The organism is Salinadaptatus halalkaliphilus (assembly GCF_006543045.1).
In the GTDB taxonomy this organism is placed as follows: domain Archaea; phylum Halobacteriota; class Halobacteria; order Halobacteriales; family Natrialbaceae; genus Salinadaptatus; species Salinadaptatus halalkaliphilus.
The window spans coordinates 322,905-336,657 of sequence record NZ_RBZW01000021.1 but is presented as its reverse complement, the minus strand read 5'-3'; the positions used below and the strand labels follow the sequence as shown (position 1 = coordinate 336,657).

Annotated in this window: 14 protein-coding genes and 1 pseudogene; 12 read left to right on the top strand and 3 right to left on the bottom strand. The window is 65.7% G+C overall.

What is annotated here, in order from left to right; translation table 11 throughout:
- Positions 1–21 precede the first annotated feature (21 nt).
- From mbhE to mnhG, 7 genes are all read left to right on the top strand, one after another.
- Positions 22–2,388, top strand: coding sequence for a hydrogen gas-evolving membrane-bound hydrogenase subunit E (mbhE, locus tag D8Y22_RS09050; protein WP_141464377.1), 2,367 nt, complete (start codon positions 22–24; stop codon positions 2,386–2,388).
- A gap of 79 nt (positions 2,389–2,467) precedes the next feature.
- Complete coding sequence (locus D8Y22_RS09045) at positions 2,468–2,917, top strand: MnhB domain-containing protein (protein WP_141464506.1); 450 nt, start codon at positions 2,468–2,470, stop codon at positions 2,915–2,917.
- A complete protein-coding gene (locus tag D8Y22_RS09040) occupies positions 2,914–3,267 on the top strand; it encodes a sodium:proton antiporter (protein ID WP_141464376.1) in 354 nt (117 codons plus the stop codon). The genes D8Y22_RS09045 and D8Y22_RS09040 overlap by 4 nt, the downstream gene beginning before the upstream one ends.
- A 38-nt stretch (positions 3,268–3,305) precedes the next feature.
- Positions 3,306–4,937, top strand: a complete 1,632-nt coding sequence (locus tag D8Y22_RS09035; protein WP_141464505.1) for a complex I subunit 5 family protein — start codon at positions 3,306–3,308, stop codon at positions 4,935–4,937.
- Complete coding sequence (locus tag D8Y22_RS09030) at positions 4,934–5,635, top strand: Na+/H+ antiporter subunit E (protein ID WP_141464375.1); 702 nt, start codon at positions 4,934–4,936, stop codon at positions 5,633–5,635. Before D8Y22_RS09035 ends, D8Y22_RS09030 begins: the two co-directional genes overlap by 4 nt.
- Complete coding sequence (locus D8Y22_RS09025) at positions 5,628–5,915, top strand: monovalent cation/H+ antiporter complex subunit F (protein WP_141464374.1); 288 nt, start codon at positions 5,628–5,630, stop codon at positions 5,913–5,915. The genes D8Y22_RS09030 and D8Y22_RS09025 overlap by 8 nt, the downstream gene beginning before the upstream one ends.
- Positions 5,912–6,265, top strand: a complete 354-nt coding sequence (gene mnhG / locus D8Y22_RS09020; protein ID WP_141464373.1) for a monovalent cation/H(+) antiporter subunit G — start codon at positions 5,912–5,914, stop codon at positions 6,263–6,265. Before D8Y22_RS09025 ends, mnhG begins: the two co-directional genes overlap by 4 nt.
- A gap of 105 nt (positions 6,266–6,370) precedes the next feature.
- On the opposite strand, the gene D8Y22_RS09015 is transcribed toward mnhG, so the two are convergent.
- Together D8Y22_RS09015 and D8Y22_RS09010 are read right to left on the bottom strand one after the other, a co-directional pair.
- Complete coding sequence (locus D8Y22_RS09015) at positions 6,371–8,509, bottom strand: DHH family phosphoesterase (RefSeq protein WP_141464372.1); 2,139 nt, start codon at positions 8,507–8,509, stop codon at positions 6,371–6,373.
- Positions 8,510–8,590: 81 nt separating this feature from the next.
- Positions 8,591–8,854, bottom strand: a complete 264-nt coding sequence (locus D8Y22_RS09010; RefSeq protein WP_141464371.1) for a hypothetical protein — start codon at positions 8,852–8,854, stop codon at positions 8,591–8,593.
- A 359-nt stretch (positions 8,855–9,213) separates the two neighbouring features.
- Here D8Y22_RS09010 and D8Y22_RS09005 point away from each other — a divergent pair, with 359 nt between their 5' ends.
- The 4 genes from D8Y22_RS09005 to D8Y22_RS08990 all read left to right on the top strand — a co-directional run bounded on the left by D8Y22_RS09005 (position 9,214) and on the right by D8Y22_RS08990 (position 13,290).
- Positions 9,214–9,918, top strand: a complete 705-nt coding sequence (locus tag D8Y22_RS09005; RefSeq protein WP_141464370.1) for a metal-dependent hydrolase — start codon at positions 9,214–9,216, stop codon at positions 9,916–9,918.
- A 130-nt stretch (positions 9,919–10,048) separates the two neighbouring features.
- Positions 10,049–10,444: an OsmC family protein gene (locus tag D8Y22_RS09000; RefSeq protein WP_141464369.1), complete on the top strand. Its 396-nt coding sequence runs from the start codon at positions 10,049–10,051 to the stop codon at positions 10,442–10,444.
- Positions 10,445–10,625: 181 nt separating this feature from the next.
- Positions 10,626–11,711: a geranylgeranyl reductase family protein gene (locus D8Y22_RS08995; protein WP_141464368.1), complete on the top strand. Its 1,086-nt coding sequence runs from the start codon at positions 10,626–10,628 to the stop codon at positions 11,709–11,711.
- A gap of 145 nt (positions 11,712–11,856) precedes the next feature.
- Entirely contained in the window at positions 11,857–13,290 is a 1,434-nt protein-coding gene (locus D8Y22_RS08990; protein ID WP_141464367.1) for an MATE family efflux transporter, read from the top strand.
- Positions 13,291–13,346: 56 nt separating this feature from the next.
- Here D8Y22_RS08990 and D8Y22_RS22330 read toward each other — a convergent pair whose 3' ends face one another.
- Positions 13,347–13,643: a hypothetical protein gene (locus D8Y22_RS22330; protein WP_174811797.1), complete on the bottom strand. Its 297-nt coding sequence runs from the start codon at positions 13,641–13,643 to the stop codon at positions 13,347–13,349.
- Between D8Y22_RS22330 and D8Y22_RS08985 the strand changes: the two are divergent.
- Positions 13,539–13,748: pseudogene (locus D8Y22_RS08985) on the top strand (zinc ribbon domain-containing protein); the annotation flags it as partial. The gene D8Y22_RS22330 and the pseudogene D8Y22_RS08985 sit on opposite strands and share 105 nt — an antisense overlap.
- Positions 13,749–13,753 lie beyond the last annotated feature (5 nt).

Genomic DNA, 13,753 nt, shown 5'->3' with positions numbered 1-13,753 from the left:
GTAGCGTGACTCACAGTCTGGATGTCCCCGGAACTGACGGTCGTTCTTGCTGCAGTTGCGTTACCGTTTGCAGCCGCAGCTGTGACGCCACTGCTGTTTCACGTACTCGGCGAACGGACGGGGTACGCCGGTGGAGCGGTGGCGGCCTGCTGTTTCGGCCTGCTCGCGTCCCAGTACGGGGCCGCCGGGACCGTCGAACTCGCCTGGATCCCCTCGCTCGAGGTGACGCTTAGATTCACCGTCGATGGCTGGGCACTGTTGTTCGCGCTGCTCGCAAGTGGGATCGGGGTCTGCGTCTTTCTGTACTCACCGGCATACATGCACGGCGAACCGGGTCTCGTCAGATACTACGCCGCGTTGTTGGCGTTCATGGGATCGGTCATCGGGGTCGCGCTGGCTGCCGACCTGGTGGCGATCTTTCTGTTCTGGGAACTCACCAGCCTCTGTTCGTTCGTCCTCATCGGCTATCACACCGACGACGACGCCTCGCTGTACGCCGCCCGCATGGCCATGTTCGTCACCGTCGGCGGCGGGCTCTTTTTGCTCGTCGGCTTCCTGTTGCTCTCGATCGTGGCCGGCGATGCCCTCGGCCCCGCCGCCGCCTTCGACCTCGCCGCGATGCTCGAGAGCTCCGACGAGATGCAGAGGGCGTTGCGCGAGGCGGGCCTGTTCGTCCCGGTGCTCGGACTCGTCGCAATCGGCGCAGCGACGAAGTCCGCGCAGGTTCCGGTCCACTTCTGGCTCCCTAACGCGATGGCCGCTCCCACCCCGGTTTCGGCCTTCCTCCACTCCGCAACGATGGTGAAAGTCGGCGTCTACTTCGTCGGCCGAGTTCGACCCCTGCTCGCCGGCCTCGAGTGGCTCCTCCTGTTCGCGACGCTCGGACTGGCGACGATGACGATCTGTGCCGTCCTCGCGGTCGCATCGACCGATATCAAGGAACTGCTGGCGTACTCGACCGCGAGTCACCTCGGGCTCATTACGGCCGGCTTCGGCTTTACCTCCGTTCTGGGTGCCGAAACCGGCGTCTTTCATCTGCTCAACCACGCCCTATTCAAGGCCGCCCTGTTCCTGATCGCAGGCATCGTCGCTCACGAAGCCGGCACGCGCCGACTCGGGGACCTCGGCGGACTCCGCCACGACCTCCCGATAACGACGCTCGTCACCGTCGTCGTCGCGCTCAGCATGGCGGGGCTCCCGCCCTTCAGCGGCTTCTACTCGAAGGAGCTGCTCTTCGAGGCGGCCGTCGAGGCCGGCCACGTCCACGATATCGGCCCCCTCGAGTGGCTCTATCCGGCGGTCGCCGTCTTCGGAAGCATTTTTACGGTCCTGTACTCGCTACGATTCCTCTCGCTATTTTTCGGCAGCCGTCCTGCACCCCTTGGCGAGGTCTCCATTCATCGACCGCCGGTCACGCTGCTTGCACCGCCGGCACTGCTGGCCGCACTAACGGCGGTTTTCAGCGTCGATCCCGAACTCGCGGTCCGTGCGATCGTCCAGTCGGGCGTCGACGCGACCGCCGTGTCTCCTCACGAGATGCACGTCGGCCTCCCGACGGCGTACTCGCCGGCGGTCGGGATGAGCGCCGTCACGATCGGCGTCGGATTCCTTGCGTACCCGTTCTACGGGTGGATTCACGAGCGGATACGCGCTTTTCCGCGGACGCTGCCGCCGGTCAGTTCGAATTGGTGGTACGACGCCGTCGTCGATGGCCTCACCGACGGCGGCGCCTGGCTCGCCAGTCGAGTCCACAACGGTCTGCTCCGGACGTACGCGACGTGGACGCTCGCCACCACGTGCGCGCTTGCACTCCTGGGGTTCGCCGCGACGGCAACTATCGTTCCTGCCGACGTCGTCGGTCTCGACGCCCCGCCCGAAGCGGCCCTCGTGCTGCTCGTCGCGGTTGCCGCCGGAATTGCGGTCGTCCGTTCCGAGTCACACGTCGCCGGCATCCTGACGCTCTCAATTCTCGGATTCATGATCGCCATCTTCTACATCCTCGCCAGCGCGCCCGATCTGGCGCTGACCCAGTTGGTCGTCGAGACGCTGCTGCTGGTACTGTTCTTGCTCGTTATCGAGGAAATTCCGGAGTACGACGAGGTCGAACTCGGGAACGTCGTCCGCGATAGCGTCCTCTCGATCGCCGTCGGTGCGACGGCGTTCGTCACCGTGCTCGTCACCACCGACGCCCGTCCAGCGGAGACCACCGCGCTCGCGCGCTACTACGCGGAACAGGCCGTGCCCAAAGGCGGGGGCACCAATATCGTCAACGTGATCCTCGTCGACTTCCGGGGATTCGACACGCTCGGCGAACTCGTCGTCGTCGCGCTCGCGGCGATTTCGATCCTGACCCTCATCATCATGCGCACCGGCGGTGATTCCGAATGACGGTCCGACGTATCGAACTCGGAAAGTGGCTGTCCGTGACACATACCGACGGTGATCGCGCGTGACCACGACCGTCATCATGCGCACGACCGCTCGAGCGGTCGTCCCCATCATATTCGTCGTCTCGGCGTCGCTGTTCGTCGAGGGCCACAACCTTCCCGGCGGCGGCTTCATCGCCGGCGTCCTCACGACGACGGCGTTCGCGGTCCTCTATCTCGCGTTCGGGCTGGACTTCCTCGAGCGGGGCGTCCTCGGTCGCGACGTCGAACCCGGCAAGGAGCCCTCGCGGGACCGCATCGTGACGGCCTACCGGCGGCTGTTTACGATCGGGCTCGTCATCGCCGTCACCAGCGGGCTAGTGCCGCTGCTGTTCGATCTGCCCTTCCTTACCCAGTCCTACGTCGAACTCGAGGGCGTCCCGATCTACGATCACGTCGAACTCGCGAGCGCGCTCGCGTTCGACCTCGGTGTCTACTGCGTCGTAGTCGGCGGGTTGCTGACGATCCTCTCGGTGGTGGGTGCCGAATGACGGCGTTCGTCCTCGCGCTCGTCGTTGGCGCGCTGTTCGCGCTTGGCACCTTCCTGTTGCTCCGCCGGGATCTGATCCGGGTCGTCTGGGGGCTGGCGATCGTCGGACAGGCGGCGAACGTCTATCTGCTGGCGATGGGCGGCCTCACGGAGGGTGACTTCGAGACGGTTCCCATCCTGGCCGGTCACGGCGTGGATGTCCCCGCGACCGCCGATCCGTTGGTCCAGGCGCTCGTCCTCACGGCGATCGTCATCAGCTTCGGTATGACCGCGTTCGCACTCGTGCTCTCCTACCGGGTCTACGAGGAACACGACACGCTCGACGTCTCGGAACTGGGTGATCGCGAGTGACGACGGCGAGTTCGGCCGTGCCGGAACCATTGACGACGATGCCGGTCGGCACCCCCTCGGACCTCGTGATCGCGCCGATGCTGATCGTCCTCGTGACGGCCGTACTCACGCTGGTGCTCGGTCGCCGACCGCGCGCTCGAGTCGGGGTGAGCCTGGTCGGCGGCGCGGGATACGTTCTCGCGGTCACGGCGATCGCCTGGTACGTCGTGCTCGCGCCCGACGCGCCGGGCATCGCGACCTACCAGGTCGCGGATCTACCGGCACCGTTCGGCATCACGCTCGTGGCCGACGGGCTCTCGGCGTTCATGCTGACGATGGTCGCTGCGATCGGGATCACGTCGCTCGTCTTCTCGGCTCGAACGCTGCCCGAACTCGACCGGCGCAGCTACTACTTTCCGCTGTTTCACTTCCTGTTGCTCGGGGTCACCGGCGCGTTCCTCACTGGCGACCTGTTCAACCTCTTCGTCTGGTTCGAGGTGATGTTGATGGCCAGTTACATCTTCGTCGCCTACTACGGTGGCGCCCAACACACTCGCGCCGCGTTCTGGTACGTCGCGCTCAACCTGCTGGCGAGTGCGGTCTTCCTGCTCGGCGTCGGCGGCCTCTACGCGACCACGGGGACGCTCAACATGGCTGATCTGGCCCGCCGCCTCGCCGAGCCGGCGGCCTACGGGATCGACCCCGGACCGGTCGTCGGCCTACTGGCGCTGTTGCTGTCGGTGTTCGCGATCAAAGCCGGCCTCGTTCCCTTCCAGTTTTGGATCCCGACCGCCTACCGATCCGCGCCGCCCCAGGTCACCGCCGTGCTGGCCGGCGCGTCCAAGAAAGTCGGCATCTACGCGATCCTCCGGCTCTCTTTTACGATCTTTGCGGGCGCGCAGGTCGGCGTCGACCTCGCGGTTCCCGGCGTCGGAACCGTCGTCGCCGGCACGTCGCCGCTGGCGTTCGTCGGCGCCGCGTTGTTCGTCATGGCCGCCGCGAGCATCCTCGTCGGCGGGATCGGTGCCGTCGGCCGCTCCTCGCTCGAGGGGATCCTCGCGTACTCGAGCATCGGCCAGGTCGGCTTCATTGCCGTGCCGGTCGCCATCGCGGCGACCACGACCGCTCCCGAACTGCGACAGCTCGCGATCGTCGCCGCGCTGGTGTACGCGCTCAACCACACGTTGGCCAAGGGCCTGCTCTTTCTCTCGGTCGGCGCGGTCAGGTCGGCGACCGGCACGAGCCAGTTGGCCGACCTCGGGGGGCTAGCCGGCCGTTCGCCACCGCTCGCGATCGCCTTCTTCGTGGGCTCGCTCGCGCTCGTGGGCATTCCGCCGCTATCGGGCTTTTTCGGCAAGCTCCTCGTCTTCGACGCCGCAGCTCGAGCGGGGACGATGCCCGTCCTCGTACTCTTGGTCGGCGGCTCCGTACTGACGATAGCCTACACCACGCGGACGTGGAATCGGAGTTTCTGGGGAACCCGAACGGCCGCCGTTTCGAGGGCGACCGTCGATCCCGTCAAGATCGGCGTTCTCCTCGCGCTCACGGGGACCATCCTCGCGGTCGGCATCGGATTCGAGCCGGTCTACGAATTTGCCGACGCCGCGGCAGCGGCCGCGCTGGATGTCGAGGGGTACGTCGAGGCCGTCGACCCGGCCGATCCGGACGCCGCGGGAGGTGAGCAGATGTGAGGATCCCCGCCTGGCCCGTCGCCGGTGCCGGATTCGCCGTCCTCTGGCTCTTCGTCCGCGGCGTCGAACTCGCGCCGACGGTCGTGATCGGCCAGTTTTTCTTCGGGCTCGCCGTTGGCCTGCCGACCGCGTTCGTCTTCCGCCGGCTCTATCTCGAGTCCCTCGATCTCGGTCGCGGCGCTCGCGCGCTGCCGGCCGCCGGCCGTTACCTCCGCGCGTTCGTCCGGGAACTCGTCCGCGCGAACATCGACGTCGCCTACCGGGTGCTCTCGCCCGAACTGCCGATCGAACCCGAGGTGATATTGATCCCGCTGCGCGTCGAAACCGACGTGGCGGTCACCCTCATCGCTAACAGCATCACGGTCACGCCGGGAACGGTCACCCTCGACTACGTCGCGGACGCGAACGCCCTCTACGTCCACGCAATCGACGGTCGCGATCCCGACGCGATCGTCGCTCCCATCCGCACCTGGGAAAACTACGCCCTCGAGATGTTCGACGAACCGCAGTCGCCGTCGGACCCGGTGCCCGACATCGTCGTCTCCGGTGGCCATCACCCGCGTCGCCCGGACGAACAGGCCCAGCGGTCGCTCGAGGAACGGACCGACGGTCAGCGAGCATCGAACGACAGCCCACCGACCGACGACCAGTCTCCGGATGACGCGCCGAGCGAATCGGGTGATATCGACGATGAGTGAGGTACCGGTCCTCCTCGAGACGACGCTGCGCGTCGCGCTGGTGATCGTAAGCGCACTCTGTGTCTGTTGTAGCTATCGGGTGATTCGCGGGCCGACGGACCCCGACCGGGTCGTCGCGTTGGATGCCATCGCGACGAACGTCGTCGCCATCGCCGTGCTCTTTGCCATCCAGACCGGCCGCGGGCTGTTTATCACCGTGAGCCTCGTACTCGCGATCATCGGATTCATCGCGACGGTTGCCGTCGCGAAGTTCGTCATCGACGGGGAGGTGATCGAGTGATCCGAACCGCCGTCGTCATCGCACTGATCGCCGTCGGCGTGTTCTTCTTGATCGTCGGCACGGTCGGCCTGTTACGCCTGCCGAACGTCTACAATCGGATGCACGCGACGAGCAAGCCAACGACCCTCGGGACCGCCGCGATCTTTCTCGCCGGCTTCGTCGCATTCGGTCCGGGCAAGGAGGGACTTACCTCGCTGCTGGGCATCGTTTTCCTGTTCCTGACGGTGCCAACGGGCGCACACATGATCGCTCGCTCCGCCGAACGGATCGGCGTCCCGTTTCTCGGCAGCGTCACCTGGCCCGACGAATCAGCCGTTCGATCCGACCGATCCGACGAAGACGACGACTGAACGGTGTTTTCGCGGCCAGCTGCCGTCTCGACGGGGTCTGTCCCGTTCGTCCCGACGCCAGCGCAGCCGCTGGTGGTCTGTGTGGACGGTAGTGGAGAATGGACCTTATCCGAGCTGCTCCTCGAGCGCTTCGAGTGCGGCGTCGCGAACGCCGTCGCGGACGCCGGGGAGGAACTCGACGTGGCCGTCCCGACCGCCGACGACGTGGACGCCGCCGTCGGGAACCGCCTCGGCGATCGAATCGCCTAGCTGGCGGATGTCAACCGGCTCGGTCGCTCGAACGTAACAATCGCTCTCACCGAGTCCGAGCGTGACGAACGGTCCGTCGTCGCGCTGGCGGCGGTGCAAGGCATCGAGCAGGAGCCGCGTCGTCGGGAAGTTGTAGCGGTGCGTGAACGCGTCCGTATCGAGGACGGCGACGGTGACGCCGTCGACGTTCTCGGTCGTCAGGTTCTCTCGGGCGGTCTCGAGTTCGGTCTCGAGTTTCGCCCGGAACTGCTCGGAGACGTGGGCGGCGAGGTCGCCGTCTCGCGGCCGGCCGTCGTCGTCGCTGTCGCCGAACAACAGGTCGGCGACGAGTTCGCGCTTGTCCTTGTAGGATTGGTAGTAGGCCTCGAGGGCGACGGCTTCCCGGCGTTCTGAGACGGCGGTCTCGTCGAAGCCGGCCTCGGTCGCGAGGTCGACGTACTCCGACGGCGTATCCTCCCAGTAGCTCACTGCAGGCAGGTGCTCTAACTCGCCACGGATGTCGCCGTTGACCTGCGAAGCGACGTTGGCGGCGAGTGCCGTCGCGGTGATGTCGCTTACGTCGGCGTCTGCGAGCGACGGCGTGACCGCGACCGAGACGGCGTCGGTGATCTCGTCGTCGGCGCGGCTGGCGTCGACGACGACCGCGTCGGCGTCGTACAGCGAGAGCAGTTCGTAACCGTCGACGGATTCGACCGTCGAGCCCGCATCGACCAGGACGACCAGCGGCAGTTGCTCGCCGTGGCGGTCCCGAGCCTCGAGCATCGAGGTGACGTCGTCGGTCGCGGCGTCCATGTCGTAGACGCGACCCTCGAGTGGCCGCCGCTCGAAGTAGTGGTATTCGGCGTCTTCCCGGGTGTGTTTCTCCCGAATCAGCGGAAGCACGGCGCGCTCGATGGCAGCGCCGGCGACGTAGCCGTCGGCGCTGGCGCAGTGACGGACGACGATCGGTCGGGCCTCCATGACGGCGCGGCGAATCGTGGTCGCAGCGGCTTCGAGTTCGTCTGCAACAGCCGTGACGCCGTCGTGGTCGGCGAGTGGCTTGGTCTTGGCCGGCCGAGCCTCCTGTTCGATCGCCGTCTCGAGTCGCTCGACGACGGTTTCACGAGCTTCGCCCTCGAGAATTTCGAGGGTCTCGGTTTCGACCTGCAGATCGCCGTGATGGCGTTCGACCTCGCCTTCGAGTGCGACGACATCGTCGACATCGACATCGGGGTAGGCTCGGACGCCGGCTTCTTCGAACGCGGCGCACTCGACGGTGGCGCTCTCGTCGCGCAGTTCGAAGACCGTCGGACCGCTGGTCTGGCGAGCGCCGATGATCTCGCCCTCGAGGCGGACGACCGAGCCGACCTGCGAATCGATGCTATCGATCGTCGTTCGGTTGAGCGTCGGTTCGTCCTCGGGCGTCGCGTCGGCCGTGTCGTCCGCCGCTGGGGCGGATGCCGCGGCGGACTCGGTCGCGACCGAGCCGCTGGCGCCTGCAACCGTTTCGGTCGCGGTCGCCGGACTGTCTGTCGACTCCGTCTCGTCGGGCGTCGTCTCGGAGCCGCCGGTATCGTCGCCGGCCGAGTGGTCGCTCGAGGTGTCGGCGTCGTCGGTCGAGCCGTCGTCCGCGAGATCCTCCGTCCGGAACTCGTCGTCGGCGGTTTCGATCAGTTGGCCGCGGAATTCGCGTTCGCGCTGTCTGATCGACCAGCCGAGGTCGACGTTACCGTTGTCGCGGACGTCGAGAACCTGGACGAAGACCTCGTCCCCGGGTTCCCAATCGAGACTCTCGAGTCGTTGGTCGAGTTCGCTTCTGTGCAACAGGCCTGTGACGTGGTCTCCGACGTCGACGAAGACGCCGAAGTCGGCGTAGCCGTCGACGGTCCCCCGGTAGTAGCGGTTGGGGGTGAGATGCGAGGCCGCGGTGCCACGAAATTCGAAGACGACATCTTCTTCGTGACTCGCACAGACCTCACCGTCGACAGGCGTGCCGCAGATGATACAGTTACCCATCTATTCGCATCAAGCAGGTTCGTCCTAAAACGGTTGTCGAAATGCGCTCACAGATGGTCCGGGACGAGCAGGGGTCGTTCCCTACTCGAAAACGGGCGAATCGTCCTCGAGTGCTTCGACGTCCTCGAGGAGTTTGTACACGTCTTCGGGAAACAGCGAAACCTGGATTTCGTTCCCCTCGTCGTCCTCGAAGACGAGTTTGAGACGTTTGTCGCCGAACTCGCGGGCTTCGGCCGACTCGACATCGAACAGTTTCACCGTCGCGGACTTGTTCGTCGGCCCGACGTTCTTGATCGATCCCTCGTTCAACTCCACCATGAACTCCTCGAGTGTCAGTGCGAGCATACCTGTCGTAGGTGGGCCGGGTAAAAAACGCCACGGCATCGTCGGTGTGTCTCGCCGACTGCTCGAGGGGGCCACCCCTGCCTGGCCGTGGCGGTCGATCTGCGAACGCCGCTACCGATCGGGCGGGCCCGAACGGTAACTACGTCTGCGATCGCAAACGCGACCGACCGCATGCGTGGTGTGTCAGCGCCTGCGGCATCCGGTCGTTCTGATACCGTCAGTATAAATGCCGGTGATTGTACATATTATATTTCACTTCTTTTGTTACTAGAAATAATCTCCAACTACGTTTCCGCCGTCCAACACCGAAGCGGGCTCCAGCCACTTTTAAGACATCTCACACCAACGATTCGAGTGGTATGGAACTCACCTGGCACGGCCACTCGACGTGGCACGTCACCGTTGGGGGCACCGAACTGTTGATCGACCCGTTCTTCGACAACCCGAAGACCGGCCTCGAGCCATCCGACGTCGATACGCCCGACTACGTCTTGTTGACACACGGCCACGCCGACCACATCGCTCATGCCGGCGCGTTCTCGGACGCGACGCTGGTCGCGACGCCGGAACTGACCTCCTACTGCCAGGAGGAGTTCGGCTACGAGGACGCCGTCGGGGGGATGGGGATGAACCTCGGCGGTACCGTCGACTGTGGCGACGCCACCGTCACCATGGTCCGGGCCGACCACACCAACGGCATCATGACCGAAAACGAACTGAGCGGCGGGATGCCCGCCAGCTTCGTCATCGCCGACGGCGATCCCACGGGGGACGCTTCGACGACACTGTACAACGCCGGCGACACGGCCCTGATGTCCGAGATGAACGACGTTATCGGCGACTATCTCGAGCCCGACGCCGCGATCGTCCCCATCGGCGATCACTTCACGATGGGGCCCCAGCAGGCCGGCGTCGCCGTCGACTGGACCGGGGCCGACCACGCCTTCCCACAGCACTACGATACCTTCCCGCCGATCGAACAGGATCCCGCCGACTTCGCCGATGCCGTCAGCGACGCCGAGGTCCACGCCCTCGAGGCCGACGAACCCTTCAATCTCGAGTAAGCCGTCGCGGCCGCCGAGGCTCGTCTCGCCACGGCCGTCTCGTATCGCCACGCACGTATTTTTCGACTGCCGAACGGTACCGCCGGTGAGAACAACGTTTACACGCCAGGCGGTCGTGGTCTCGAGTGCTATGTCGAAGGACGTCACCACCGTCTCCGAGGAGGGGTTCAGCGCGACCAACGAGATCCGCGAGTTCGAAACGACGATCGACGCCACCGGCGAGGACGCACCCGACACGCTCGAGGCGTTGCTGGCCGCCTACGGCACCTGCTACGTTCCCGCGCTTCGGGTCGGCGGCGAGCAACGCGGCGTCGACGACCTCGGCCGCGTCGAAATCGAGACGACCGGCGACCTCAACGACGACGACAAACTCGAGTCGATCTCGTTCCACATTCGCGTCGAAGCCGATGTCGACGACGACACGGGCGAACAAATTATCGAGCGCGCGAACGCACTCTGTAAGGTCCACGACGCGTTGAAATCCGATCTGCACGCCGAAATGAGCCTCGAGGCCAACGCCTTCTAACGACGCTTTCGTCTGCTGGGGTTCGCTTACCGATTCCAGCCATATCGCCCGAGTCCGGGTGGACTCGCACTCTCGTCGACAGCTCGATCACGGGCGACCGACGCCCTCCCAGCAGGTTCGATAGCGGCGGCTCTCGAGACGGGTGAGAGGTTATTTATCGCCCGACGTGAACGTGAGGAATATGTACGACTTCGTCGTGGTAGGCGTCGGCCCTGCGGGAGCCCGGTTCGCCCGACGGGCTGGCGAGAAAGGCTACGACGTTCTGGCCCTCGAGAAAGGGACGATCGGAACGCCGCTTGCGTGCTCGGGTCACGTCAGTACCGATATCTGGTCGTTTACCGGCCCCGGAGCGCGCGAGGAACTCTTGCAAAACGAGATCTACGGCGCTCGGTTTCACGCCGGTGGGCCCCGGAGCCCCGCCTATCCCTTCTACAAGCGCGAGGTCGCCTCGAATGTCGTCGACCGCGTCGGACTCGATCGCCACCTCGCGGCCCTCGCCCGCGAGGCGGGCGCGGACGTTCGGGAGCACCACACCGTCACCGAGGTCCGCGAGCACCACGACCGCGTCGAGGTCGTCGCGAACGGTCCGGACGAGCGCCAGACGCTCGCGGCCAAGATGGTCGTCGGCTGTGATGGCCCGCGCTCGAGGGTTCGAGACGAACTCGGACTGGCCGATCCCGAGGAATTGCTCCACGGGGTGCTCGCCTTCTCCGAGGAGGACGACCACGCCGACTTCGTCGACGTCCACCTCACCGCGCCGACCTTTTTCGCTTGGCGAATCCCTCGCGGTGGGGCCGGCGTCGAGTACGGACTGGCGGCCCCACCGGGCGTGCAGGTCACAAAGCACTTCGAAGAACTGATCGACGGCTACGAGATCGACGTTGCCGACCGCTGTTCGGGCGCGATTCCGATCGGGCCGCCGAGTCGCGTGACCTCGAGGCGAGGGTTCCTGCTCGGTGACGCGGCCGCCCAGACCAAGCCCTTCACGGGCGGGGGCATCCTCTACGGTATGACCTGTGCCGACCACGCCGCCAGGGAGATCGATCCCGACCGACCGACGACGCTTGCAGGCTACGAACGCGCCTGGCGGGACGACTTGGGCCGCGAACAAGAACTCGGCCACTGGCTCCGGCGGGCGTACTCGCTGCCGGAACCGGTCCAACGCGCGGGATTGCGGACGTTGTCGGGTGAAATCGGCGTTCACATGGACCGGCCGACCTCGCTGCTCTCGCCCGAGCATCTGAAAGCCGTACTCTCACGGCTGTAGCTGCGCGATCCGTGCAGCCGTCGCTCGAAGTGGTCCCGGGCGTCTCGAGCGCCTGATCGGTCGACGATCGCGTTCGTGGTTGGAGTGGGACGGAGACTGCCTCGAACGACAGATCGAAGGTCGCCCTACCGAAAGTGCGGGTGCAATGACGGATCGTCGGACCGTAACCGTCGTTCTCGCGAGCATCCTCGAGCGACTCGGGATCATCGACGCCGAGCGGTTCGGGCCGACGGCCGACCTCGCCTGGCCGCGGATCGTGACCGGCTTCGCGATCATGTCCAAACAGACGGCGGATCTGGCGATGGTCGGTCTCGCGGTCGGGACGACCGGCACCGCCGGGTTGGCCTACGCGCTCGCCTACTGGGAGATCGTGACGATGCTGGGACTGGGCCTTGCCGGGGGAACCGTCTCGCTCGTCTCCCAGAACTACGGCGGCGAGGAGACCGAACGCGCCTCGTTGGTCGTCACCCAGAGCATCCTGCTCGTGTTCCTGTTCGCGTTGCCGATGATGGCCGTCTTTTTGCTCGTCGCCGAGTCGCTGATCGGCCTGCTCGGCAGCGAACCCGAGCCGATCGCCCACGGGACGACCTACCTGCTCTTTGTCGCACCGGCCGTCCTCTTCGAACTCCTGAATCTCGTCGCGAGTCGAACCTACACGGGCGTCGGCGACACGTTCACCGAGATGGTCGCCCGCGCCGGCGGTGCCGTCCTGAACATCCTCATCAGCGGCGTCCTCATCTTCGGATTCGGGATGGGCGTCGCCGGCGCAGCGATCGGGACGACCGTCTCGACCGGCGTCGTCACGCTCGTTCTCGCGTGGGGGATGTTCGGCCAGTCCTACGGCCAACTGGGTATGGAGCCAAGTCCCGTCCCAATCACGCGCTCGAGTCTGCGGCTCCAGCCGACCCTACTCTGGCAAATCGTCGAAATCTCCTCGCCCGAGATCGGTCGCCGTCTCGCCCAGGGGATCGTCGTCTTCCCGCTGTTGTGGATCGCCGCCACGTTCGGCCCGGTGATCGTCACCGCCCTCGAGGTCGGCCGGCGCATCCGTGGCCTGATCAACAGCATCAACTGGGGGCTGTCACTGGCCTCGAGTTCGCTCGTCGGCCAACATCTCGGCGCGAACGACGAGGACGAAGCAGGCGCGTACGGCGAGGAGATCGTCCGCCTCTCGACGGTCATCTACACTGGCGTCGCGATACTGGTCGTCGTCTTCGCGGAACCGATCGCGAGTCTGTTCGTCACCGATCCCGGTCACGTCGCACAGGCCGGCGTCTTCGTCGCCGTCGGCGCCGTCAGTTCGATCGGGTACGGCATCGACGGCACCGCTGCGGGCGCGTTGCTCGGCGCTGGAGATACTCGACTGCCGTTCGTCGCTTCGTTGGTCGGTCGTTACGTCTTCGCGCTCCCTGCGGCCGCGCTCGGACTCGTCACGCCGCTCGGTATCGCCGGGCTCTACCTCGCACTCTTGCTCGAGACGTACGTTCCCGGGGGAATCAACTACTGGCTGTTCCGGCGGGGCCGCTGGAAGGCCGTCAGCCGGCGCTACCGGCCGTCGGCCGATGCCGATGCCGATTAGCTCGAGCGCGGTAGGGTGGAGTAGTTCACGTGCCACTGCTGTCACAGCACTCCGTCTCAACGCAGGCCGAGGCGTGCGTCGATCCAGGGCCGAACGTCGGAGACCGGGATCGAGAAGAAGTCGAACGTTTCCAGTGCGGACTCGTAGATCGCGCGTCTGAGGACGCGTTCGCTCGGGCTGAACTGCGTGAGCGAGAGCTCACCGATCGGCAGATCGGCTACTTGCCGTGCCTCTCGATCCGATCCGAGAAGCTCCACGCACAGATTCGCTACAAAGCCACCGAGAAGGGGATTCCCGCCGAGACGGTGAATCCCCGGAACACGTCGAAGGCGTGCCACGCCTGCGGTGAACATGGCTCCCGGCCACGACAGGCGACGTTCAGATGCTCGAACGACGACTGTTGGGTCGGAGAGTATCAAGCTGACGTGAACGGGGCGATAAACATTGCAGACCAATTTCTGGG